The 21,595-nt window shown below is 66.6% G+C and carries 20 protein-coding genes and 1 pseudogene; 12 read left to right on the plus strand and 9 right to left on the minus strand.

Annotated elements, in window-relative coordinates; translation table 11 throughout:
- The first annotated feature begins 17 nt into the window (after nucleotides 1-17).
- Nucleotides 18-1,022 (plus strand): LLM class flavin-dependent oxidoreductase, encoded by a 1,005-nt coding sequence (locus tag AB0L57_RS07580; RefSeq protein WP_364958648.1) that lies wholly within the window; start codon nucleotides 18-20, stop codon nucleotides 1,020-1,022.
- A gap of 79 nt (nucleotides 1,023-1,101) precedes the next feature.
- On the opposite strand, the gene AB0L57_RS07585 is transcribed toward AB0L57_RS07580, so the two are convergent.
- Complete coding sequence (locus AB0L57_RS07585) at nucleotides 1,102-2,880, minus strand: cutinase family protein (protein ID WP_364958650.1); 1,779 nt, start codon at nucleotides 2,878-2,880, stop codon at nucleotides 1,102-1,104.
- Between the two features lie 211 nt (nucleotides 2,881-3,091).
- Here AB0L57_RS07585 and AB0L57_RS07590 point away from each other — a divergent pair.
- From AB0L57_RS07590 to AB0L57_RS07630, 9 genes and pseudogenes are all read left to right on the plus strand, one after another.
- Nucleotides 3,092-3,187: pseudogene (locus AB0L57_RS07590) on the plus strand (XRE family transcriptional regulator); the annotation flags it as partial.
- 299 nt (nucleotides 3,188-3,486) lie between these two features.
- Entirely contained in the window at nucleotides 3,487-3,636 is a 150-nt protein-coding gene (locus tag AB0L57_RS07595; protein ID WP_364958652.1) for a hypothetical protein, read from the plus strand.
- Between the two features lie 117 nt (nucleotides 3,637-3,753).
- Nucleotides 3,754-4,701 carry an HEXXH motif-containing putative peptide modification protein gene (locus tag AB0L57_RS07600; RefSeq protein WP_364958654.1) on the plus strand — a complete coding sequence of 316 codons (948 nt, stop codon included), beginning with the start codon at nucleotides 3,754-3,756 and terminating at the stop codon, nucleotides 4,699-4,701.
- Nucleotides 4,698-5,891 (plus strand): ThiF family adenylyltransferase, encoded by a 1,194-nt coding sequence (locus AB0L57_RS07605; protein WP_364958656.1) that lies wholly within the window; start codon nucleotides 4,698-4,700, stop codon nucleotides 5,889-5,891. Before AB0L57_RS07600 ends, AB0L57_RS07605 begins: the two co-directional genes overlap by 4 nt.
- Nucleotides 5,892-5,974: 83 nt before the next feature.
- On the plus strand, nucleotides 5,975-7,258 hold the full coding sequence (locus AB0L57_RS07610) for an MFS transporter (protein WP_364958658.1): 1,284 nt from the start codon (nucleotides 5,975-5,977) through the stop codon (nucleotides 7,256-7,258).
- On the plus strand, nucleotides 7,255-8,613 hold the full coding sequence (locus AB0L57_RS07615; protein WP_364958659.1) for a metallopeptidase TldD-related protein: 1,359 nt from the start codon (nucleotides 7,255-7,257) through the stop codon (nucleotides 8,611-8,613). Before AB0L57_RS07610 ends, AB0L57_RS07615 begins: the two co-directional genes overlap by 4 nt.
- A gap of 63 nt (nucleotides 8,614-8,676) precedes the next feature.
- Nucleotides 8,677-8,913, plus strand: coding sequence for a LuxR C-terminal-related transcriptional regulator (locus AB0L57_RS07620; RefSeq protein ID WP_364958661.1), 237 nt, complete (start codon nucleotides 8,677-8,679; stop codon nucleotides 8,911-8,913).
- A 14-nt stretch (nucleotides 8,914-8,927) separates the two neighbouring features.
- Nucleotides 8,928-10,100: a beta-eliminating lyase-related protein gene (locus AB0L57_RS07625; RefSeq protein ID WP_364958662.1), complete on the plus strand. Its 1,173-nt coding sequence runs from the start codon at nucleotides 8,928-8,930 to the stop codon at nucleotides 10,098-10,100.
- A 122-nt stretch (nucleotides 10,101-10,222) separates the two neighbouring features.
- Nucleotides 10,223-10,558 (plus strand): hypothetical protein, encoded by a 336-nt coding sequence (locus AB0L57_RS07630; protein ID WP_364958664.1) that lies wholly within the window; start codon nucleotides 10,223-10,225, stop codon nucleotides 10,556-10,558.
- Between the two features lie 336 nt (nucleotides 10,559-10,894).
- Here the strand turns inward: AB0L57_RS07630 and AB0L57_RS07635 are convergent, their stop codons facing one another.
- From AB0L57_RS07635 to rpsF, 6 genes are all read right to left on the minus strand, one after another.
- The gene (locus AB0L57_RS07635; RefSeq protein ID WP_364958666.1) at nucleotides 10,895-13,930 is read right to left on the minus strand and encodes a BTAD domain-containing putative transcriptional regulator; all 3,036 of its coding nucleotides are present in this window, start codon (nucleotides 13,928-13,930) and stop codon (nucleotides 10,895-10,897) included.
- A 108-nt stretch (nucleotides 13,931-14,038) separates the two neighbouring features.
- Entirely contained in the window at nucleotides 14,039-15,418 is a 1,380-nt protein-coding gene (dnaB, locus tag AB0L57_RS07640) for a replicative DNA helicase (RefSeq protein WP_364958668.1), read from the minus strand.
- A 759-nt stretch (nucleotides 15,419-16,177) separates the two neighbouring features.
- Entirely contained in the window at nucleotides 16,178-16,633 is a 456-nt protein-coding gene (gene rplI, locus AB0L57_RS07645) for a 50S ribosomal protein L9 (protein ID WP_364958670.1), read from the minus strand.
- Nucleotides 16,634-16,649: 16 nt separating this feature from the next.
- Nucleotides 16,650-16,925, minus strand: a complete 276-nt coding sequence (gene rpsR, locus AB0L57_RS07650; RefSeq protein ID WP_364958672.1) for a 30S ribosomal protein S18 — start codon at nucleotides 16,923-16,925, stop codon at nucleotides 16,650-16,652.
- A 61-nt stretch (nucleotides 16,926-16,986) separates the two neighbouring features.
- Nucleotides 16,987-17,553 (minus strand): single-stranded DNA-binding protein, encoded by a 567-nt coding sequence (locus AB0L57_RS07655; protein ID WP_364958674.1) that lies wholly within the window; start codon nucleotides 17,551-17,553, stop codon nucleotides 16,987-16,989.
- A 192-nt stretch (nucleotides 17,554-17,745) separates the two neighbouring features.
- Complete coding sequence (gene rpsF, locus AB0L57_RS07660) at nucleotides 17,746-18,036, minus strand: 30S ribosomal protein S6 (RefSeq protein ID WP_364958676.1); 291 nt, start codon at nucleotides 18,034-18,036, stop codon at nucleotides 17,746-17,748.
- Nucleotides 18,037-18,294: 258 nt separating this feature from the next.
- On the opposite strand from rpsF, the gene AB0L57_RS07665 reads away from it, so the two are divergent.
- Nucleotides 18,295-19,680: a hypothetical protein gene (locus AB0L57_RS07665; RefSeq protein ID WP_364958677.1), complete on the plus strand. Its 1,386-nt coding sequence runs from the start codon at nucleotides 18,295-18,297 to the stop codon at nucleotides 19,678-19,680.
- Nucleotides 19,681-19,696: 16 nt separating this feature from the next.
- On the opposite strand, the gene AB0L57_RS07670 is transcribed toward AB0L57_RS07665, so the two are convergent.
- Entirely contained in the window at nucleotides 19,697-20,236 is a 540-nt protein-coding gene (locus AB0L57_RS07670; RefSeq protein ID WP_364958679.1) for an ABATE domain-containing protein, read from the minus strand.
- Nucleotides 20,237-20,320: 84 nt separating this feature from the next.
- On the opposite strand from AB0L57_RS07670, the gene AB0L57_RS07675 reads away from it, so the two are divergent.
- Nucleotides 20,321-21,256 carry a DMT family transporter gene (locus tag AB0L57_RS07675; RefSeq protein WP_364958681.1) on the plus strand — a complete coding sequence of 312 codons (936 nt, stop codon included), beginning with the start codon at nucleotides 20,321-20,323 and terminating at the stop codon, nucleotides 21,254-21,256.
- Here AB0L57_RS07675 and AB0L57_RS07680 read toward each other — a convergent pair.
- Nucleotides 21,225-21,593 carry a MerR family transcriptional regulator gene (locus AB0L57_RS07680; RefSeq protein WP_364958683.1) on the minus strand — a complete coding sequence of 123 codons (369 nt, stop codon included), beginning with the start codon at nucleotides 21,591-21,593 and terminating at the stop codon, nucleotides 21,225-21,227. The genes AB0L57_RS07675 and AB0L57_RS07680 overlap by 32 nt on opposite strands.
- Nucleotides 21,594-21,595: the final 2 nt, after the last annotated feature.

Raw genomic sequence — 21,595 nt, forward strand, 5'->3', positions numbered from 1 at the left:
CGAACGAAAGGCGACAGATGCCCACCGCATTGTCCATTCTCGACCTGGCGTCGGTCGCTCCCGGCGCCACCGCGCGCGACAGCTTCGCCGGCAGTGTGGCGCTGGCCCGTGCCGCGGAACGCGGCGGCTATCAGCGGGTCTGGTACGCCGAGCACCACAACATGCGCTCCATCGCCTCGAGTGCCACCAGTGTGCTCATCGGCCATGTCGCCGCACAGACCGAAACCATCCGGCTCGGCGCGGGTGGCATCATGCTGCCCAACCATTCGCCGCTGGTGATCGCCGAACAGTTCGGCACCCTGGAAACCCTGTTCCCGGGACGGATCGACCTCGGACTCGGCCGCGCGCCCGGTAGCGATCAGAAGACCATGCGGGCGCTGCGCCGCGATCCCCACTCGGCCGACTCGTTCCCGCAGGACGTGCTGGAGCTGCAGGGCTATCTGTCCGGAAATTCACGGATCCCCGGTGTGGAGGCGGTTCCGCGTGCCGAAGGCGTTGTGCCGCTCTATATTCTGGGATCGTCGTTGTTCGGTGCCCAGCTCGCCGCCCATCTCGGCCTGCCCTACGCCTTCGCCTCGCATTTCGCACCCGACGCACTGCATCAGGCCATCGAGATGTATCGCGACAACTTCCGGCCGTCCGACCAGCTCGAACAGCCCTACGTGATGGCCGGGGTGAATGTCTTCGCCGCCGAAACGCACGAGGAGGCGATCGCGCAGAAGACCGTCTCCTACCGGGCCCGGGCCCGCATGATGATCTCGCGCGGCGCCGGCACTCCCGCCTTCACCGACGAGGAGATCGATGCGTTCCTGGCCTCGCCCAACGGCGCCCAGCTGTCGGCGATGACCCGCTACACCGCTGCCGGGACCCCGGAGGAGGTGCGATCGCATCTGGACGAGTTCGCTCGAGCGATCGGCGCGGACGAGTTGGTCACCGTGCACCACGCCACCGATATCGCCGATCGGGTGCGATCGGTCGATCTCACCGCCACGGCGATGCTCGCCGACCACAGCACCGCGTAACGCACGCATCGTCCGAATGCAGTGCGGCACCGGATGATTCGCTCTGCCGAGGGAATCATCCGGTGCCGCGTTGTTCGTGCTACTTCGCCGCGGTGTGCTCGGCGGTCGATTGCTGGTCCTTGCTCTGCTGCTCGGTGGTCGGCTGAGGCTTCTTCGGCTCGGTGGTCGGCACCGGTGCCGCGACCTCGGTGCGGGGCTCCGGCTTCGCCGGGGCGGCCGGCGGGGTGGTCGTGGTCGTGGTGGTGGTCGGCGCCGGGGTCTGCTCGGCCTTGTCGGGCTTGGCGGTCGCCGTCTCCTCGGTCGGCGTCGTCTGGGTCGGCGCTGTCTGGGTCGGCGCTGTCGTCTGGGTCGGCTTCGCGTCCTCGGTCGGCTTCGCGGTCTCGGTGGCCTTCGGATCCTTGGTCGCCTTCGGATCCTTGGTGGCCGCGGGCTTTTCGGTCGCGGACGCCTTGGCCGCCTGCTCCTTCTGAGTCTCGGTGACCGTCTTGTACGCCGTTGCCACGTCGGCTTCGGTCGGCTGCGCCTTGGTGTCGACCGGTTCGCCCGCCTGTGCCTGCTGCGCCAGATGGGTGAGCCACGCCGCCGCGTACTCCGCCGAGGTCAGCGGCTTGCCGTCGGCGGAATCACGCCAGTAGTCGAAGTGATGACCGGTCCCGTTGGGACCCAGCGTCAACTGGTAGGGATCGCTCATGATCACCGGAATGGTGTTCTGATTGGTCACGATCAGGCCCACGATCTCGTTGAAGACCTTCTGCGGCAGGTAGGCCAGCGGTGCCATCTCGTTGGTCGAAATGGACTGCGCCGCAGCCTTGGTCGGCGGATTCTGCCCCGGCTTGTAGTCCGGATCCGACACCTTCAGCAGTACCTGCAGGAAGGTCTCGTCACTGGCCATCCAGTTCGGCTCGGTGGCGATGTAGGAGAAGGCGTTCATCGCGATCTGCCCCAGCACGACCGCCACGTCCTGACCGGTGGCCGGGGTCAGCCCCTCGTTCTGCAGCGCGTCCACATTCAACTGACGTCCCACGTTGGCCGCCAGTTGCAGCAGCGAAATATTCTGCGGCGCGGCACAAGTCAGATCACCCTCGGAGCAGAACGACGCGATCTTGCCGTTCAGCGCTCCGAAATCCCCCGCTTGATCGGGGATCGCGCCCTGTCCCGAAATCGGGGTGGCGGCGTTCTGATAGTTCTGATCGAACCCGTCGGGATGACCGAAGGGGTCCTGCGCCCCCGGGAACGGCCCGTCACCCGCGGTACGCCCCGCGTCGGCCAGAATCACCACGCCCAGAACGTGATTCGGATCCACCACATCGTATCTACCGTCGGCTCCGGGCTCGTCGTGACCGATGCCCATCGCAACCCGGCGGGCCACATCGGCGCCCTCGCTGTAGCCGACGATCGAGAATTTGGTGTCCGGGCAGGCCTGTGCGATGTCGTGCATCACCTGCTCGGTATTGGACACGCCGGTGTTCACGGCGTCCTCGTAGGAGTTCATATTCGCCGGATAGGCGATGTAGACCGCGGCATAGGAACCCGGATCGACCTTGTCGGCGGGTGCGTTGACCACCGGGTCGACCCAATGGCTGCTGTAATCGCCGGACAAAGCCGCCGGCAGCGCATTGCCGTTCGCGTCGACCAGCATGGCCGTGCTGTTCGGGTCCGGGCTGTCGTTGCGCCCGGCCACCGAGATGGTCACCATGTCGTGGCATTCGGTGACCGACGAGGTGAGCCGCGTGTCCCGGCTTTCCGGTGTGGCCATCAGGCCCCAGGACGCGGCCACGATCGCCGCCACCCCCAAGACCGCCGGTGCGGCCGCCGCCGAAGCGATGCGGTGCCGCGAAATGAACTCGCGAAGAGCCATGTCCTGATCCCCATTTCCGATCCGACAGAAGACGGACAGGCCCCCCGACGGGCCGTGTGTTTGTCACGCAGAGTGTCGCGAACCGGACGGGAAGTGTTACCGGCCGGAACGAACCGTGTGCGCGAACACATCGATGACCAGGTGCGATGGACAGCCCGAAGGATGCCGGGCGTTTGCCCGAACGGACGCGACCGCCCTGGTCGAGGCCGATCCGCCGGACGAACTCGTCGGCGCACCCGCCACCGGCGATCCCCGGGTCCATCCACAACCGTTCACCCGCGACGGGACGACCGTCATCCCGCTCACCCACCACCCGATGGACTGCAGGTCCTCCGCCGGATCCTCCCGGCCGACGGCACCCATCGCGACTCCGCACCCCCTCACGCGAGGGCTACCCCGGGGCGAACGCTTCCACCCGCGAGCCGGCCACCGCCCCGGCCGAGTTCGGCGTTCGCGTCGAGATCCCTTGTCGCCGACAAGGTCCCATAGACATATCGAGGAGTGGGTGTCAAGTCGTGTTCTTTTCCAACTACTGCTCGCTTCCGGTGCGGCCGATTATTGGATCAGCCCCGAAACAGCGGGGCCGCAACCGAAAAGGAGCAGGAAATGAACGAGAACATCGCCAAGAACGCCGAACTGGACGCCGAGATCGCGCTGGACACCGCGGAGACGTCCTTCACCTTCGGTGAGCCCCGTTCGGTCTCGCTGGACACCGCGGAGACCTCGTTCACCTACGGTGAGCCCCGCTCCCTCTGAGGATACGGCTCATTCGGCGGCGTCCATGATCGGACGGCGGTCTGAAGTGTGGGGGCGGAACCTTGTAAAAGGTTCCGCCCCAGCGCTTTCGGGCAATGAAACCGAGGAGATGCAATCGTGAGAACCACACCATCGGACCTTGCCGACCCGGTGTGCTCGGCCGGTGTCGACACGGCCGCGACCGAGGAACTCGCCGCGGCGTACCACCGCAGCCTCGCTCGGCTGCTCGTGAACCAGTTGGACCGAGCGAGCCGACCGGGAATGCACGATCTGATTCGCCCTGTCCGCCGACTCACACCGGCAACCGTGTATTCCGCGTACAAGGGCGCGAACGGGGATCCGGATGAGGTCACCCGGCACCTTCGTGCCGCCGCCGCACTCGGGCCGGCCACGGTGTACGACGGTCCGCACGATTCTGTGTGGCTCCGTGGTGGACTGCAGCAGGCCCTCCGCTCGCTCGACTGGGGTGACGAGGAGATCGGGACCGTGGTCACCGAACTTCCCGGCGAGGTCCGCGCCGCCCTGGAATCGGCCCGGCAGGCGTTGCGTATCTGCTGGCCGGAGGCGTGGGCAGAGCACAACACCCTGATCCACCATCTGGTGTTCACCCGGGCCCCCCTGCGCTCGGCCACCGTCCAGACCACCTTCGGCGCCGTGTACGCCGAGGTGGAAGAGGCCGCCGACCCGCTGCGCACGTACGAACTGCTGCTCCACGAATCCGCACACCACGCTCTGGCTCTGCGTGAGCAGTTCACCCGATTTCTCGACAATCCCGATGCGGTCGGCACACATGCGCTGCGTCCGGATCCGCGGCCGCTGCGTGGGGTGTTGCACGCCGCATTCGTCATGTGCCGGATAGCGGACGGCATCACCCGCTACCGGCAGCACCATCCCTCCGGCGGCCCGCTGGACGGATGCCCGCTGCGGGAGCGACGGCAGTTCGCCATGGGCTCACTGCATGCGGCCCTGAACGTATTGGATGCATCCGCCCATTGGACCGAGGACGGCCGCGCACTGCGCGGGTCGTTGAAAGAGTACGCCGCGCGGCTGGAGAGGCAGTCATGACAACGACAGAGACGACGATGACCGAAGTACAAGAGAAACAACCGCGTTACGGTGTCAGCGGTCGCACGATCGCGGACCGTGCGAGCGGCGGCGAACCGGTCGAGCAGCGCTGGCAATTCAGTACCCAGTGGGAAATGCTCGAACTGGCCGACGGGTCCCTGTTCTTCGACAGCGTGTACGCGGACCATCGCGTCGTCGCGTCTCCGCCGCCGGTATTGCGCCGGATCCTGCGGATGATCGACGAGGACAACCCATCGCTGGTGGCGGTGGCACGGAAGGTGGCTCCTGGTGGGGACCGGGCCACCGTCGAGCAGGTCGAAAGACTCCTGGACCCTTTCTTCCGGGCGGGCATTCTGGTACCGGTCCGGAGCGACGATCGCCCGGAGTGGGCGGACGACGAACTGGTGGAACGGTTTTCGACACAGCTCGAGTGGCTGGGTTCGCTGTCCGCCGAATCACGGGGCCACTGGGACTATTTCGGCCGGCTGCGGCGCGCACATGTGGCGATCCTGGGTCTCGGCGGAGCGGGAAGTCTGCTGGCCCAGGCGCTGACTGCGGTAGGCGTCGGCCGGCTGACCCTGGTCGACGGCGACACCATCGAAAGTTCGAACCTGGTCCGGCAGATCTTCTACCACCCGGATCAAATCGGCCTGGGAAAGGTCGATTCCATGGCTGAGCAGCTTCGCCGATTCTCGCCGTACACCCGATACGACGTCATGCCGGAGTACATCCGTGGCGCCGACGACGTGTCGCGCTGTATCGAGGGCGCGGATTTCGTTGCCGTGTGCGCGGACGCCCCGCGGTTCGTGCTCAACCGCTGGATCGATACCGCATGCAAGGCGGGCAGGGTGCCGTATCTGGGTGCGTTCAGCGGGGCGGTCGGGCCGATGTACCGTCCGGGGAAGCCGGGATGCTTCGGGTGCCTCGAACATCGGTTCCGCAGCGAGTTGGGTGATCGGCACGACCTGCTCGTCGATGCCCTGGCCGCCAAGACGAGTTGGCGCTATCCCTCCTTCGTTTCCGGTCCGCTCGCGGTCGCACAGCTGATGACGACCGAAATCGTGATGCATCTGACCGAGGCGGCCGAACCGTCGTGCGCCGGCAACGTCATTCGCTTCCAGCACCCGCACACGGTGCCGGAACCCATTGCGGCCCATCCCGATTGCGATTGCTCGACGGAGGTCGGGTAGCGCGGGGCATGTCGTGCGCACCGGCCGGTGCGACCACGCGGTCCGTGTCCGACGACCATCCACAGCCGAGGTGAGTGAGACCCATGAGAACAACTCTGAAGAGCTACCAGGACATAGCCCACCTTCCGCACGCCCGCAGACTATTGGCCGCGGACGCGATCTCGAAGGCCGGCGATTGGGTCCTCTATGTCGCCATGAGCTTCCTGATCTTCCGCGCGGGAGGTGCTGGGGCGTTGGCCTTGTTCAGTGCCTTGCGGATCGTCGTGCCATTCGTGCTCGGCCCGTGGGCGGGACACATGGGTGCGTCGATTCGTCCGCGAACGTTGATGATCATGGCCGACGTGGCGCGGGCCGCCCTGCTGATCTGCGCGGCCGCCGCCGCCCATACCGGGCAATCGGCCTGGGTGCTGGTGGCTTTGGTCGTCGGCTGCGCGATGTTGTCCGCGTTCCACGCCCCGGCCGAACGCCGCCTGCAACGCGACGTCGTCACCCCTGATCAGCGCGCCGCGTTCAACGCCGTGATCGGCAGTTCGGCGACGACCGTCATCGTGGTGGCGCCGGTGCTGGGCGGTCTGTTGACGACCCTGGTCGGCAATGTCGGGGCTCTACTGGTGGATGCCGCGAGTTTCCTGCTCTCGGCCGTACTGGTCGCCACCGTCCGCCGAGCGGAGGTCACCGCATCCGAGCCCCCGTCGGCCGACCCGGCCACGGCTACCGGTCCCCGCGGAGGAGCGCTGTCCGCGGCCCTGCGTGCCGCGACCTCCGACCCGGTCGTGCTGGCTTGTGTCATCACCCAGGCCGCGGCATGCACCATTGCCGGCGCCTCCCTGGTTCTGGTACCGATTCTCGCCGGTCACCTGGGTGCGGGCGGCGCTGCGATCGGCTGGCTGACGGCGGCGATCGGTGTCGGGTCCGTGCTGGGCGTTCTGATCGGGGGCGGCGTCGCCCGCAACGAGCGGGTGTTGTTGTGTGTCGTCAGCATCATCGCCATGGGGCCGATGCTGGGTCTCCTGGGATCCAGCCCGAATCTGCTGGTCGCCCTGGTCTGCGGAGTCGCCATCGGTCTCGCGGCCAATGTTCCGGAACCGATGTACTGGACCTCGTACGGCAACCGTGTGAACGAGGCCGACTCCAGTTCCCTGTACGGACTGGTGGAATCGGCCATTACGGGTGGCTTCGCTCTCGGCGGTGTCGTCGTCGGTGCGCTGGTCGCCGCCTTGGGCATCACCGTGGGAACGTGGGTCCTCGGCGCTCTGGGCACCGCCGCGGCGGCCACCGCCCTCATCCCGGCTCTGCGGCACCACAGGGCGCAACCGTCGGCCGATCGCTCCTCGGCCGGCAGTGCCGCGGTGGGGCAGGCATCGTGAGCGATGCGGCGGCGCGGGCGAGCGCCGCGGCCATGGTGTCCGATGGTGACCTCGGCTGTGTCGTGATTCGCGGTCGGCGCCGCATGGTGGCGGTCCACCGCAGCACCGAGGCGGCCGCGCGGATTCGCCGAATCGCCGACGACGCCGAACAGACCACCGCGGCATTCGCTCTCGGTCCCGGGGCGAGCGCGTATGCCGCGGTGGCCGGGGCCGGCACCGAAGCGGTGCAGCACGCTGCGCGTCTGGTGGCCGAGCGGCGCGGCGGCCGGTGGCGCGGTGATACCGGGGTGGCAACACCGGATTCACTCGTCGAATCCACACCACCCGATCTGGACCCCGCGCAGATCGTCGCGGACTTCCTTGCCATGTGGCCCCACACCGGGGAGCTGGAAATCTGTGCCGAGGCGCATACCTCGAGCGAACACCGGCTGTTCGTTCCAGCCCGGGGAGAACCGGTGCGTGAGGTGGTGCAAACCGGCGCGGCGGTCGTGGACATCCTCCGCGCCGGCGTGCCGATCGCCGATTCCGATATCGCCTGGACCGGCACCGCGGTCCCCGATATCGCCGCGCTCGCCGAACGAATCGACCGTGCCGTCCACCGTGGCCACGCACCACACCGCCACCCGGTCCCCGCGCGAGTTCAGTTGCTGCTCCTCGACGGCAGTGCGGGGCCGTTCCTGCACGAGGTCTGCGGCCACCTCGTGGAGAGCACCCGGCAGCGCCCGTCGCTGCTCGCCGGACACGAGGCACGGGCTGTTGCCGCGGAAATCCTCACCGTCGCCGACGATCCCGGCATCCCCGGCGGCTTCGGCGCCCACCGCTACACGATGCTCGGATCTCCGGCGCGCCGACGTGCGCTGCTCGACGAGGGCAGGCTCGTGGGCCTGCTGGCCGACACCCCGGACGGGCCGTGGCGCGCTGAAGACGCGCGCCACCACCCCAGGCCTCGCATGAGTCATCTGACCGTGGAGCCCGCGCGCACCGCCGAGCAGCTGGACGAAGCCATCGGCGCGGCAACGGTTCCCGTGATCGAGGTGCACCGCCTCGGCTTCGGATCCCTCGACCACCGCGACGGGACTGTCGTGCTGGAGGTCAAGGATGCGACGCTGTGCGACGGTTCGCGAACCCATCGCCTCGAACCGTTCCTCGTCACCGCCGAGGCTCGGCACATCCTGCGGGAGGTACGGGCTGTCGGATGCGCCGCTGGTGTTCGAACGTGGTCCGCGTACTGCCTGGCCACATCGGGACGGCTTCCGGTCGGCGCGACCGTGCCCTCGCTGCTGACCGGCCCGCTCACCACACTCCCGCACCGCTCACTCGGGGCGCTGCACGCCGCTGCCTCGAGCGATCGTTGATGTACCTCCGCTCCGGTATCGATACGGGATCGAACCGGGAACCCCGGGCGGGACGCTCTTCCCATGACCACTCACTCGACAGCCTCCGCGGTGCTCACGTCCGGTACGGGAAGAGATCTCTCGCCCCGTGAACGCCAGGTTCTCGCCCATATCGCCGGCGGCTACACCCATCACCAAACGTCCAGGCGGCTCAGCATCAGCCGGAGCTCGGTCGAGACATATCTGCAGCGAATCCGCATCAAATTGGGTGCCCCTACGCGGGCCCATCTGATACGTGCCGCAGTCGGTCTCGGACTCTGAAAGGTAGGTACCCGATGACCACGAATACCGTGTCGGCCACGACCGACTCCGGCGAATCCACACCGGCCGAGCGACACGAACGCGCGATGCGGACAGCCGAGCGCGTGCTGGCTCGCCCGTCCGCAACGACGACATTGCGTGATCGCCTGACCGCGTTGCTCGAAGACGGCTCGTCCGTCTACGACCTCTCGTCGGCGCCCGACATCTACGGCGGCGGGATCGTCGCCGACCTCGAGCGCAAGGTCGCCGACCTCCTCGGGAAGGAGGACGCGGCGTTCTTTCCGACCGGCACCATGGCCCAGCAGGTCGCCTTGCGGTGCTGGGCGGAGCGCACCGGAAACCGAAAGGTGGCGCTGCACCCGCTGTCTCATCCGGAAGTCTTCGAAGCGAATGCCTTCCGTCTCGTCAGCGACCTGCACCCGGTGCCGGCGACCGGTTCGCCGTATCATCCGACCGCCGCCGAAATCAGCTCACTTCCCGCGACTTTCGGCGCGCTGATGCTGGAGCTGCCGATGCGCGACGCCGGTTACCTGCTGCCCACGTGGGAGGAACTGGTCGCGGTGACGCAGGCGGCCCGGGAGCGCAATGCCATCGTGCATTTCGACGGTGCCCGCTTGTGGGAGTGCACTTCTCACTTCGATCGCACGCTGGCCGAGATCGCCGCCCTGGCCGACACCGTGTACGTGTCGTTCTACAAGTCTCTCGACGGATTGTCCGGCGCCGCGCTGGCAGGGCCGCGATCACTCATAGCCGAGACCAGAACCTGGCGACATCGATATGGCGGCAGGATTTTTCAACAATTCCCGGCCGCGCTGGCCGCACTCGTCGGACTGGAGCGGGAGTTGCCGCGGCTTCCCGAGCGGGTGGCGAGGACGAAGGTGGTCGCATCGGCAATGGCCGAAGGCTTTCGTGCCGCCGGGCTCAGCTGGTTCAAGGTGCTGCCGGAACGACCGCACACCCTGCAATTCCAGGTCTGGCTGCCGTTCTCTGCCGAGTCACTGGTGGCGGCCGCCACCAGGCAGGCCGAGGACACGGGTGTCGCCGTATTCCAGATGCCCTGGTGGGAGCCCGGTATGCCGCCGGGGCTGTCGGTCACCGAGGTGACCACCGATGCGGAAAGCTTGACCTGGACGGCCGACGACATCCGCGCCGCCGTCATCGACTTCGTCCGCTATCTGGAGCGCTGAGGTGGATCCGACAGCCGCGTTCACCCGGTGGTTGCCGTGACAACACGGCGATAAGCGATCGAAAAGGTAGAGGAGGCAGGGTAATCGAAGTCGATTCCGGCCGATTCGGTGATGAGCCGGATATGCGGTCGACGTTTGCGGAACTTGCCATGGTCGAAGGTTTGACGAAAACCAGTGAGGAGGAGAAGGATACAAATACGACGGCGGCGGATGCCGAGGGGGAGGAATCGGCAGTTTTCGTCGTGGAGACGATGACCGACAAATCGATGCACCACGTGGTGGGTATCACCGGCATATCCGGCCGTGTGCTACCCACCGAGGACGAACGTATCGTATTGCGTTCGGCGGTGAGGTCTTTGCTGGATCTCGCGGGTCACCGCGCTGGGCCGGCACGGACCGAGGTCGTACTGACCGGGCTGGACCCCCGCATTCTGCGGTGCGGTCGGCAGAGCTCCTGAGCCGCGTCACTGTGGGGGTGTCGCAACGGTATCCACGAGAGAAGACATGAAGAACACCACCACCGCGATCGGCGGCGGTGGACATGTACGGGGGGAAGAAAAATGCGACGTAATGTTGCTGAGTTGTTCGGAATTGCCACTGCTACCGCGTTGATCGGTCTGGGCTGGACGGATGTGCCAGATCACGCGCAGGCGGCGTCGGGCCATCATCGAATCACGAGGGATGGTGAGGGAATCGGGCCGACAATCGTCGCAACCTCCGCGACCCGGATGTGAACCGAGTCCGCGGGCCCCGAGATCGCCTCGATCTCGGGGCCCGAATATATTGCTGCAGTTCTAATTACCGTCTCGGCGGCCGTGCACCCCCATGGCCGTGAACAACTCCGCTGCCCGGAGCCGATATCCGGCAGCGGTCTGCTCGTCGCCGAGTGCTCGAGTCGCCTCGGCCATTCCAGCGAGGGCGTACCCGTGCTCCGGACGGTAGCCGGCCGCCAGCGTCAGCTCGTGGGCATCGGTGTGCAGTGCCAGAGCGGTCGAGTGCTCGCCTGTCCGGCACATCAGCCGTCCCACCATATTTTCGACCTTGGCCCTGCGCAGCGGCGACGCGCTCGATCGGCCGAGTGCCAAGGAGCGCTCGATGAGGCCCGACACCTGGGCGGGCTCGCCCAGACGGTGCGCGATATCGGCGGACAACGCCAGGGTGATGGCGACCTGACCCGGATCCCTGGTCTCGTCGCACAGCTCCCGGGCTCGAGTCAGATATTCGGCGGCAGTGCCGTATTCGGCCGAACCGGCGTAGGCGAATGCCGAGTCGGTGAGCGCGACCAACTCGCTCTCGTGGTGGCCGAGCTGCCGGGCGAGCGCGACCGCGCGATCGGCCACCACTGTCGCCTCCCGGTAGCGTCCCCACTGTTCGTACAGGGTGCTGAGAACGGTGAGAGTCTCCACCTCTGCGCGGGCCGAACCCAACTCCCGCTCATGGGCGATCGCTCGCTGCAGGTGGGTCAAGGCCTCCGGGAACCGGCCCAGCAGGCTCTTGTACAGACCGAGGCTGCTCTCGCTGTGAGCCTCGGTATGCCGGTCGCCGACCTGGACCGCTATCGCGAGTCCCTCTTCCGCCACTGTCATGCCTTCGGCCAAGAGTCCCAGCGACCAGCAGGCCACGCCGAGATTCGACAGGCTCACCCCCAGCATGGCCGGCTCGCCGAGTCGGCGGGCGGCACCGACCGCTGCCCGGCTCACCTGTGCGAATTCGTTCAGATACCCACTGGCATTGAGGCTGAAGGCGATATTCCGGGCCAGCCACACCGTGTGGCGGTGATACCCGTACCGCTCCGCCAGCGGTACGAGGTTCAACAGCACGGCGTGTTCGCGGCGAAACCAGTCTCGCGCGCTTCCGGCATCCGCGAGTTCGGGCAGTTCGGCACCGGATCGCGCGATGCCGGTCGGGCGGTCGTGGCGGCCGGGGAACAAGGTGCCGCACGCTGTTTCCGTCGCGGTCAGGTAGTAGGTGAGCAGCCGCTCGACCGCGAGCGTGTCCGCCGGGCCCGTCCAGTCGTCGTGCAGGCCGCGGGCGAAGGTACGGACCAGCTCGTGCATGGCGTAGAGGCCGATATCCGGTTGCTGGAGAAAATGAACGTCGAGTAGTCGCTCGAGGATGTCCTCGACATACTTGGGCTCGGAATCGAGCATGGCCGCAACCGACTGGACATCGACGGTGTGGCCCGGGTGCAAGGCCAGGAACCGAAAAACATTGCGGCACTTCTCATCCAGCGCCTGATAGGACAAACGCAGAGTGGCGTCCACGCTGCGCTCACCCGAATCGAGTTCATCGAGCCGCCGGGTCTCGTCCCGGAGGCGTTCGACGAGGTACTGCAGTGTCCACCGAGGGCGGTTGCGCAGGCGTGCGGTCGCGATTCGCAGAGCGAGCGGGAGATGTCCGCACAGCCGGGTCAGTTCCAGCGCCGCCTCGGGTTCCGCGGCGACGCGTCGGCTTCCCAGTGTCCCCTCGATCAAGGTGGCACTGTCCGCGGCCGACATCACATCCAGGGAAATCCATTCGGCGCCATCGAGATCGACCAACCTGGTCCGGCTGGTGATCAGTACGAGACACCCTCGATCCGTGGGCAGCAGCGGCCGGATCGCGACCGCGTCGGCGGCATTGTCGAGCAACAGCAGAAGCCGTTTGCCGTTGAGCGTCGCCCGCCACAGTGCGGTACGCCCCGCGATGCCGTCGGGAATGGCATCCTCGGCAATGTTGCACGCGCGCAGTAGATCACCGAGCGCGGTCTCCGCGGGGATCGGTTGTCGATCGCCTGCCGTGTATCCCTGAAGATCCAGGTACAGCTGCCCATCGGGGAATTCGGCGGACAGCTGATGCGCGGCGTGCACGGCCAAGGTGGTCTTGCCGCACCCTCCCATACCGTCGATCACCACGATCCGGGTTCCGTATCCGGATTCCGTGCGCGCCTGCGCGAGGAGTTCCCCGACTTCCTTCGCCCGTCCGGAGAAGTCCGCGAGATCGTAAGGGAGAGTGCAGGGTGCGGGCACGCCGCTGCCAGAGGCGCTCGGCGGTCGTGGGTCGGCGGACCCGGGGACGGGCGAGCCGACTTCCGGGCTGTCTCGGAGAATGCCCTCGTACACGCTGATCAGCCGCGGACCCGGATCGATCCCGAGCTCTTCCGACAGCAGCGCTCGCACCCGGGTGTACTCGTCCAAGGCCTCGGCCTGCCGCCCCGCGCGGTACAGCGCCAGCATCAACTGGCAGCGCAGCGTCTCCCGGAGCGGATGCCGGTCGACCAGTTCTCTCAGATCGACCACGAGGTCGACGGATTCACCCAGGCCGAGCCGGAGTTCGTACAGTCGCTCGGCAGCGGTCAGATACCGCTCGTACAGCATGGTGGACGCCGCCTCGATCAGTGGGCCACCCCCGTCCGGCAGCACCGGGCCGCGCCAGAGTGCGATGGCCGTGCGCAGTGCCTCGACGGCGTCCGCCGCCCGGCCCTGCTCCGCGGCCGTGGCAGCGCACGACACCGCCCCCCGGAATTCGGCCAGGTCCAGTTCGGTATCGGTGACCTGAGCACGGTAACCGCGGCCGTCGGTCACGAGCACCGAGGTGCCGTCCGGGATGATCCGGCGCAGGTCCGCGATCGCCTTACGGATCTGATGCGCCGCGGTCGGCGGCGGATCCTCCCCCCAGACCGCGTTCACCAGACGCGACAGCGGCAGCACGTTGCCGGTTTCGAGGAGCAGCGCGACCAGCACCCGCTCCCGGATGGTCCCACCCAGCCGAAGCCGGTCCCCACCACTCCAGCCCTCCAATGGGCCGAGAACGTTGAAGCGCAAGCAGCGCCGAACCTTCTGCGATGTCATCCCCCACCCCGAGTTCATCCCCACATTCGCCAATGGTCCCGATTGTAGGTTCCACCGGCCGCCTCGGGCCACGAGAATTTGTGTGCGGCTTCTCGAATTTTCGCCGGACTAGCCGCGAGCCATATCCACGAACCGGCTCAGGTGCAGCTGGTGTGCGACGGTGATCGTCGAGGTGGGACCGTTTCGGTGCTTGCCGAGAATCAGGTCCGCCTCGCCGCCGCGGGGGTCGTCGCGTTCGAACGCATCGGGCCGGTGCAGCAGGATGACCATGTCGGCGTCCTGTTCCAGCGATCCCGATTCACGAAGGTCGGAAACCATGGGCCGCTTATCCGTTCGCTGCTCCGGACCACGGTTCAGCTGACTGATGGCGACGACCGGCACTTCCAGTTCCTTCGCCAGCAGCTTCAGGCTTCGGGAGAATTCCGAGACTTCCTGCTGCCGGGATTCGACCTTCTTGCCGGAGCTCATCAGCTGCAGGTAGTCGACCACCACGAGTCGCAGATCATGGCGCTGCTTCAACCGCCGTGCCTTGGCCCGGATCTCCATCATGGTGAGGTTCGGCGAGTCGTCCACGAACAGTGGCGCCTCACTGATCTCACTCATCCGCCGCGCGAGTTTGGTCCAGTCGTCGTCGCTCATCCGCCCGGCACGCATATCGCCGAGTTTGATCTTGGCCTCCGCGGACAGCAGACGCATCACGATCTCGGTCCGGCTCATCTCCAGCGAGAAGATGACACTCGCCAACCCGTGCTTGACCGAGCAACTTCGCATGAAATCCATGCCCAGGGTCGATTTGCCGACACCGGGACGCGCCGCGACGATGATCATCTGGCCGGGGTGCAGGCCGTTGGTGACCTCGTCGAGTTCGGTGAAACCGGTGGGAACGCCGAGCGAGATGCCGCCGCGGCTGGCGATGGAGTCGATCTCGTCCATCGTCGGCTGGAGGAGTTCCTCGAGGGGCATGAAATCTTCGCTGGAGCGGCGTTCGGTGACCTCGTAGATCTCGGCCTGGGCGCGGTCCACGACCTCGGCCACGTCCTGGCCGTCGGCGCCGGCGTAGCCGAATTGGACGATGCGGGTGCCGGCCTCGACCAGGCGGCGCAGAATCGCCTTCTCCGCGACGATTTCGGCGTAGAAGGAGGCATTGGCCGCCGTCGGCACGGTTTGGGTCAGGGTGACCAGGTAGGGCGGGCCGCCGATGCGTTTGAGCTCGCCGCGGCGGTCCAGGGTGGCGGCGACGGTGACGGGGTCGGCGGGTTCGCCGCGGCTGTACAGATCGAGGATGGCGTCATAGACGGCCTGGTGCGCGGGGCGATAGAAGTCCCCGGGCCGGATCACCTCGACGACATCGGCGATGGCGTCCTTGCTGAGCAGCATGCCGCCGAGAACGGATTGTTCGGCGGCCATATCGTGCGGGGGTTGCCGGCCGAAATCCTCACCGGGCTGATCGTTGTAGTCCGAGTGTTCGCGATCGTCGACGACTGCCACTCGAACCGACCGTCCTCTCTCATCGCATCCGGCCTCATCACGCCCGGGTCCGACCCTATTGATGATTTGTTGTACGCCTGGGTACCGACACGTTGGAACCTGTCACACCGGCCGTCATCGGGTTCGCAGCTAACGATGCCGAAGAGCGGGAAGCGCGGCGTGACCGGCGCGCGGTCACCATGCGGAAACGAACCTAAGGGACCGAACTGGGGATCACCAAACCGACCTGTGGAGACAGCTGTGGATAAACTGGGGACAGTTCACCAGCTGTTGTGTAGGTCCTGTGCATCACTTGGGGACAACCGGGCATGCGCGAAGGCTATAACCAGGTAGACGCAGCTTTTTTCGATTTCCCACATGTGGATCGAAATAGTGTCGGCGTGTCACGGAAGATGAACAGCCGGGCGTGTTGGGTTAACAATGCTCTCGCGCAATATGACGCAGATCACATAAGTGATGGTCGGTTTTTCGAGTTGTCCACAAATCCCCAACGGGTTGGGTAGAACACACGAACAGCCGTCCGGCGGATCGATCGCACCGCCGGGTCCGGACTGGAGCAAATCTCTCGCAACTCTATCGGGCCGATTCCGATTTGGGTACGGAATGCGACAAGAGTCGCGAACAATCCCCCCGAAGTGGGTGCGCGGTGGCGCAACCTGGTGGTTCGTGCGCAGTCGAAGACCATCCCCGTGGTCGAACTACGGGGATGGTCTTCGATGAGCTGTGATCCGTCACCCGAGCGGGTGGCGGGCGGAGTGATTACTCCGCGGCAGCAACCTGCAGATCGAACTTGGCAACCACGTCCGGGTGCAGATGCACCGAGACGTTGTGCTTGCCGGTGCTCTTGATGTGCGACTTCGGCAGCTCGATGCTGCGCTTGTCCAGCACCGGACCACCGGCGGACTTGACCGCGGCGGCGATATCGGCAGCAGTGACCGAGCCGAACAGCTTGCCGGTGCCGGCGGTCTTCACCGACAGCGAGACCGACTCCAGGCCCTCGATGGCGGCCTTGAGCTCCTGGGCGTGGCCCAGATCGCGCACGCGGCGGGCGTCCTGCGCCCGGCGAATGCCCTCGACCTGCTTCTGGGCGCCACGGGTGGCAACGATCGCCAGGCCGCGGGGCAGCAGGTAGTTGCGGCCGTAGCCGTCCTTGACTTCCACGGTGTCGCCGGGCGCACCGAGGTTGTCCACATCAGCAGTGAGAATCAGCTTCATTGTCTGCCTCCCGTTCTCAGCGAGCCGTGGACACGTACGGCAGCAGCGCGACCTCGCGAGAGTTCTTCACCGCGACGGCGATGTCCCGCTGGTGCTGCACGCAGTTTCCGGTGACGCGGCGGGCGCGGATCTTGCCGCGGTCGCTGACGAACTTGCGCAGCAACGCCGTGTCCTTGTAGTCGATGACAGCGCCAGGACCGCCGTTGCCGTCCTTCTTGGCTTTCTTGTCGTCCTTGCAGAAGGCGCAAGCCTTCTTCTTCAGCACCTTTTCGCGTGCCGGTGCTTTGGCCATGGGTCTTCACTCCGTTTTGCCTGGGAGCCGCTCGAAGCGGGCCCCGATATGTTGAGCCGTCTCAGAACGGCGGTTCGTCGTCCATCTGGCCGCCCCCGAAGGAGCCGGCCGCGGGAGCGCTGCCCCACGGGTCGTCGCCGGCGGAACTCTGTCCGCCGCGACCGCCACCGTTGGAGCCGCCGAAGCCCCCACCACTGCCACCGGAATTGCCACCGCTGCCGGAGCCGCCGCCGCTGTTGAAACCACCGCCACCGCCACCGCCGCGCGAGGTCTTGTTGACCTTCGCGGTCGCGTAGCGCAGGGAGGGACCGACCTCGTCGACCTCGAGTTCGACGACCGTGCGCTTCTCACCCTCGCGGGTTTCGTAGGAGCGCTGTTTGAGCCGTCCGCTCACGATGACGCGAGCGCCTCGGGTCAGGCTCTCGGCGACATTCTCCGCGGCCTCACGCCAAATGTTGCAGCGCAGGAACAGGGCCTCGCCGTCTTTCCATTCGTTGGCGTTGCGGTCGAACACCCGAGGGGTGGATGCGACGGTGAAATTTGCCACCGCCGCGCCCGCGGGCGTGAAACGAAGTTCCGGATCAGCCGTCAAATTGCCGATGACGGTGATTACGGTGTCGCCTGCCATGGTTCCTCCTGGTCTCCGGTGCGATCAGCTGCATCCATTGCTCGGCCGAGCGGGGCCCTGCGTGGTTACGCAAGCTGTCGCCTGCGGGCCTTGTCCGTTCAACCGAGTTGCACTCATCTGTTGCGCCCGAGCCTAGAGCCAGGCGGGGACAAGTACGGTTTGCTTCCGACAGTTAGCTGTCGCCAGGGGGATCTACTTCTTGTTCTGGCGCAGGACCTTGGTGCGCAGCACCGACTCGTTCAGACCGAGCTGACGGTCGAGTTCGCTGACCGTGTCCGGCTCGGCGGTCAGGTCGACGACGGCATAGATGCCCTCGTTGCGCTTGTCGATTTCGTAGGCCAGCCGACGGCGGCCCCAGAGGTCGACCTTGTCGATCTTGCCGCCCTGCTGCGAGATCACACTGAGCATCTTGTCCAGGTTCGGACCGACAGTGCGCTCGTCCAGGTTCGGATCGAGGATGACCATCACTTCATATTGACGCACGGGAACCCATCACCTCCTGTGGACTGAAAACGGCCACGGACTTTCCGTGGCAGGAGGGGTCGTTGCGTCAGCAACCCGGCAAGGCTACCCGATCGGCGGCCCGTCCTCCCAATCGGGTCCGGGGTGCGAAATGGGTCTCCTTCCTGATGATTACCGGCGATCCGAAGGTGGGCATCCTATCGTTGTGAACATGTCGAACCGACCCGCCGATCGTGTCGACCGCGGCGGTGGCGAGGACACGGCTGCGGAGGTGGCCGCGTGGCCGCAGGGGTGACCGGCGGGCACCGGGCCGGCCGGATCGCGGCCGTGGCCGCCCTGCTGGCGTGTGCGGTGACGCTGATCTTCGGGTATTTGAACAAGGCTCGATGTGCGGGTGCGCCATTCGATGCCGACGGTCGCAGTCTGTCCTTCGATCGCATCAAGGACGCCGAGGTCTGCTATTCCGATATTCAGTTCCTCTGGCTCGGCCGCGGCATCAATGAGCACCTGTTTCCCTATCTGAGCGGTGGGATCACCCCGGACGGCACCCTGACCGGCGGGGCGGTGGAGTATCCGGTGCTGAGCGGGTTGCTGATGTGGCTGGGTGCGGCCGGGGCCACCGACGATGCGGCCTTCCTGCTGCATTCGGCCCTGCTGCTGGCGCCGTTCGCCTTGCTGACGGCATGGATGCTGGGGCGGATGTCGGGGCCGGTGGCGCTGCTGTGGTCGGTGGGACCGCCGCTGATCCTCTATGCCTTCCACAACTGGGAGCTTCCGGTGGTGTGCACGGCCGTGGGCGCGGTGTACGTGATGACCGTGCCGACCCGATTGTCCTTGCGCACCAGAGGAATCGTGGCGGCCGTGCTGCTCGGGATCGGATTCTGCCTGAAGCTGTATCCGGGGATCTTCGTGCTGCCGCTGCTGTTGTACGTCCTGCTCGGTGAGCCCACCGCCGCCGACGACGACCCGGATGCCGGGTCCGCTCCCGGTGCCCGGCCGGGATACGACGTGCGTGGTGCCGTCCTGACCGCCGGTGCGGCCGTGGCGACGGTGGTGGCGATCAATCTGCCGTTCGCGATATTCGGCTACGAGGGCTGGCGTGCCTCATTCGCCTTCCAGCAGATGCGGCAGGCCGATATCACCACCAACTCGATCTGGTACTGGGGACTGCGGCCGATGTTCGAGTCCGGACAGGATGGTGAGGCGTCGTTCCAAGAGGTGGTGTCGACCGCCTCGCCGGTGCTGGTGTTCGCCGCGTTCGCACTCGCGATCTGGTTGGGGTGGAGGCGTTTTCCGGTCCTGGGGTACTACCCGTGGGTCGGCGTGAGCGCCGCCATGCTGTGCGGATTTCTGCTGTTCCACAAGGTGCACTCACCGCAGTACACCCTGTGGATTCTGCCGTTCTTCGTGCTGCTGGAGGTGCCGTGGACGGCGGTCGGCGCCTATCTGCTGGCCGATCTCGCACTCGGTGTCGGTGTCTTCCGCTACTTCTATGCGCTCGGCAGCGGTACCGCCGCGGATCTGGACGAGCGGGTGGTGCAGTTCGGAGTGTGGGGTCGGGCGATTCTGCTGGTGTTCTTCTTCTTCGCGTTCGCGCGGGCCCGGCCGCGCGGATACCTGCCGACGGTGTCACCACGGTCGCGGGAACTGGTACCGGCGCGCTGATATCGCGGCCCGGTACTCACGGTTCGCCGTGCCGGGCCCGGTAGGACGCGCTCTTGGCGCGGTTGCCGCACAGTGTCATATCGCACCAGCGTCGCGAACCCGCGCGCGAGGTGTCGATGTACAAGCGGGTGCAGGCGTCGCGCCCGCACTGTTTGATCCGGGCCCGGCCGGGTCCGCCCAGTAGCTCGATGGCGTCGGTGGCGATGAGGGCGAGCGCGCTGTCGCAATCGCCCCGGCGATCGATACCGGCGTCGGGGCGCAGATCGATCGCCGGTCCGGGGCCGGCGGCCAGGCGGTTGACCAGCTCGCGATCGGCATCGCGCCAGGGCTCGCCGGTGATGGTGGCCAGGGCCAGCCGATATACCGCCTCACGCAATGCCACGGCGCGGGCGACATCGGTGGTGTCGCATCCGGGCGCGCTGTCGAGCAGGCCGGCGACAACGAACCATTCGTCGAGTGCGGCGGGCGTGGTCAGCAGATCGACGAAGCCCGCATCGCGTTCCTTGACGGTGCCGGCGAAGTCCAGGGCGAGGTTGCCGCTGACGAAGGTGAACACCCCACCATAGTAACCGCCTTGACAGGTTACCAAGCGACTGTCACGGTAGTAACCACCTGAAATGGTTAGTCAATGGAGGGGACCGTGCGGAACAGATTGCTGGAGACGATCGCCCCGACGGCCTTCGTCGTGATGTGGAGCAGCGCGTTCATCGCCGGGATCATCGGCGTGGGTGCGGCGCCTCCGATGCTGGTCCTGTTCGCGCGCTTCGCCCTGGCCGGCGCGGTACTGACGCTGTATGCCGTTGCGGTGCGGGCGAAATGGCCGTGCGGACGCGAGCTGGTCCATGTGCTGATCGCGGGGCTGCTCATGCAGATGGTGCAGTTCGGTGCGTTCTACACCGCCATGGCCGACCATGTCTCCGCGGCCGTGATCTCCCTGGTGCAGGGATTGAATCCGGTGGTCATCGCGCTGTTCGCCGGCTCCGTTCTCGGTGAGACGGTCACTCGGCGGCAGTGGGCCGGATTCGGGATCGGCGGGGTCGGTGTCGGACTGGCCGTTGTCGACCAATCCCATTTCTCGGCAATCGGTGTGGCGCTGTGCGTGGCGGGACTGCTGGGGTTGAGCCTCGGTACCGTCTACCAGAAGCGGTTCGTACCGCATGTCGACAGCCGCGCCAATACCGCGGTGCACGTATTGGTCAGCGCCCCGGTGGCGGGGATCTTCGTGCTGGCCGGCGGCGATACCCACATCGGCGATCCGATCCGCTTCACCGGATCACTGATCTGGATGGTGGCGATCAATGCCGTCGCCTGCTTCCTGCTGCTCAACGCCATGCTGAACCGATTCGACGCCACCCGCGTCGGTCGGTTGTTCTTCGCCACGCCGGCTGTCACCGCGGTACTGGCCTGGCTGCTGATCGCACAACCGTTGCGCCCATTGACGATTGCGGGCCTGGGTGTCGGAGTTCTCGGGATGGTGCTGGCCTCGCGGGGTGGTGCCACGGCATCGGCCCGGCGGCGGCTCCGGCCGGGCGGGGAACCGGCAGCTACCGCGGTGGCTCACCCTGTGCCGCGCTGATCACCCCGTCGAGTACGGCCCGGGTGCGTTCCAGATCCCGCATGGCCGCGTCGATGCGTTCCCGTTCCGCGGCAAGGGTTTCGGTGAGCCACGGCGTCGCGGTCGCCGCGGGGGTGCCGTCGTAGTCGTTGATACAGGGCAGCAGTTCGGCGAGGGTACGGCTGTGCAGTCCCGCGGCGAACATCTCCTGGATGCGGATGACCCGATCCACCGCGTAATCGGGGTATTCGCGCTGGCCACCGGCTGTGCGGGAGGAGCTGAGCAGGCCTTGGCTCTCGTAGTAGCGCAGTGATCGCACGCTGACACCCGTGCGACGCGCCAGTTCACCGATGCGCACGA

Origin of the sequence: Nocardia sp. NPDC052254 (assembly GCF_040679495.1) — a bacterium.
GTDB lineage: Bacteria > Actinomycetota > Actinomycetes > Mycobacteriales > Mycobacteriaceae > Nocardia.

Bases quoted from the DNA above. Each gene is read 5' to 3' on its own strand.
- AB0L57_RS07580 (WP_364958648.1), top strand. From the start codon at position 18: ATGCCCACCGCATTGTCCATTCTCGACCTGGCGTCGGTCGCTCCCGGC.
- AB0L57_RS07585 (WP_364958650.1), bottom strand. From the start codon at position 2,880: ATGGCTCTTCGCGAGTTCATTTCGCGGCACCGCATCGCTTCGGCGGCG.
- AB0L57_RS07595 (WP_364958652.1), top strand. From the start codon at position 3,487: ATGAACGAGAACATCGCCAAGAACGCCGAACTGGACGCCGAGATCGCG.
- AB0L57_RS07605 (WP_364958656.1), top strand. From the start codon at position 4,698: ATGACAACGACAGAGACGACGATGACCGAAGTACAAGAGAAACAACCG.
- AB0L57_RS07610 (WP_364958658.1), top strand. From the start codon at position 5,975: ATGAGAACAACTCTGAAGAGCTACCAGGACATAGCCCACCTTCCGCAC.
- AB0L57_RS07620 (WP_364958661.1), top strand. From the start codon at position 8,677: ATGACCACTCACTCGACAGCCTCCGCGGTGCTCACGTCCGGTACGGGA.
- AB0L57_RS07625 (WP_364958662.1), top strand. From the start codon at position 8,928: ATGACCACGAATACCGTGTCGGCCACGACCGACTCCGGCGAATCCACA.
- AB0L57_RS07630 (WP_364958664.1), top strand. From the start codon at position 10,223: ATGCGGTCGACGTTTGCGGAACTTGCCATGGTCGAAGGTTTGACGAAA.
- AB0L57_RS07635 (WP_364958666.1), bottom strand. From the start codon at position 13,930: ATGACATCGCAGAAGGTTCGGCGCTGCTTGCGCTTCAACGTTCTCGGC.
- rplI (WP_364958670.1), bottom strand. From the start codon at position 16,633: ATGAAGCTGATTCTCACTGCTGATGTGGACAACCTCGGTGCGCCCGGC.
- rpsR (WP_364958672.1), bottom strand. From the start codon at position 16,925: ATGGCCAAAGCACCGGCACGCGAAAAGGTGCTGAAGAAGAAGGCTTGC.
- AB0L57_RS07655 (WP_364958674.1), bottom strand. From the start codon at position 17,553: ATGGCAGGCGACACCGTAATCACCGTCATCGGCAATTTGACGGCTGAT.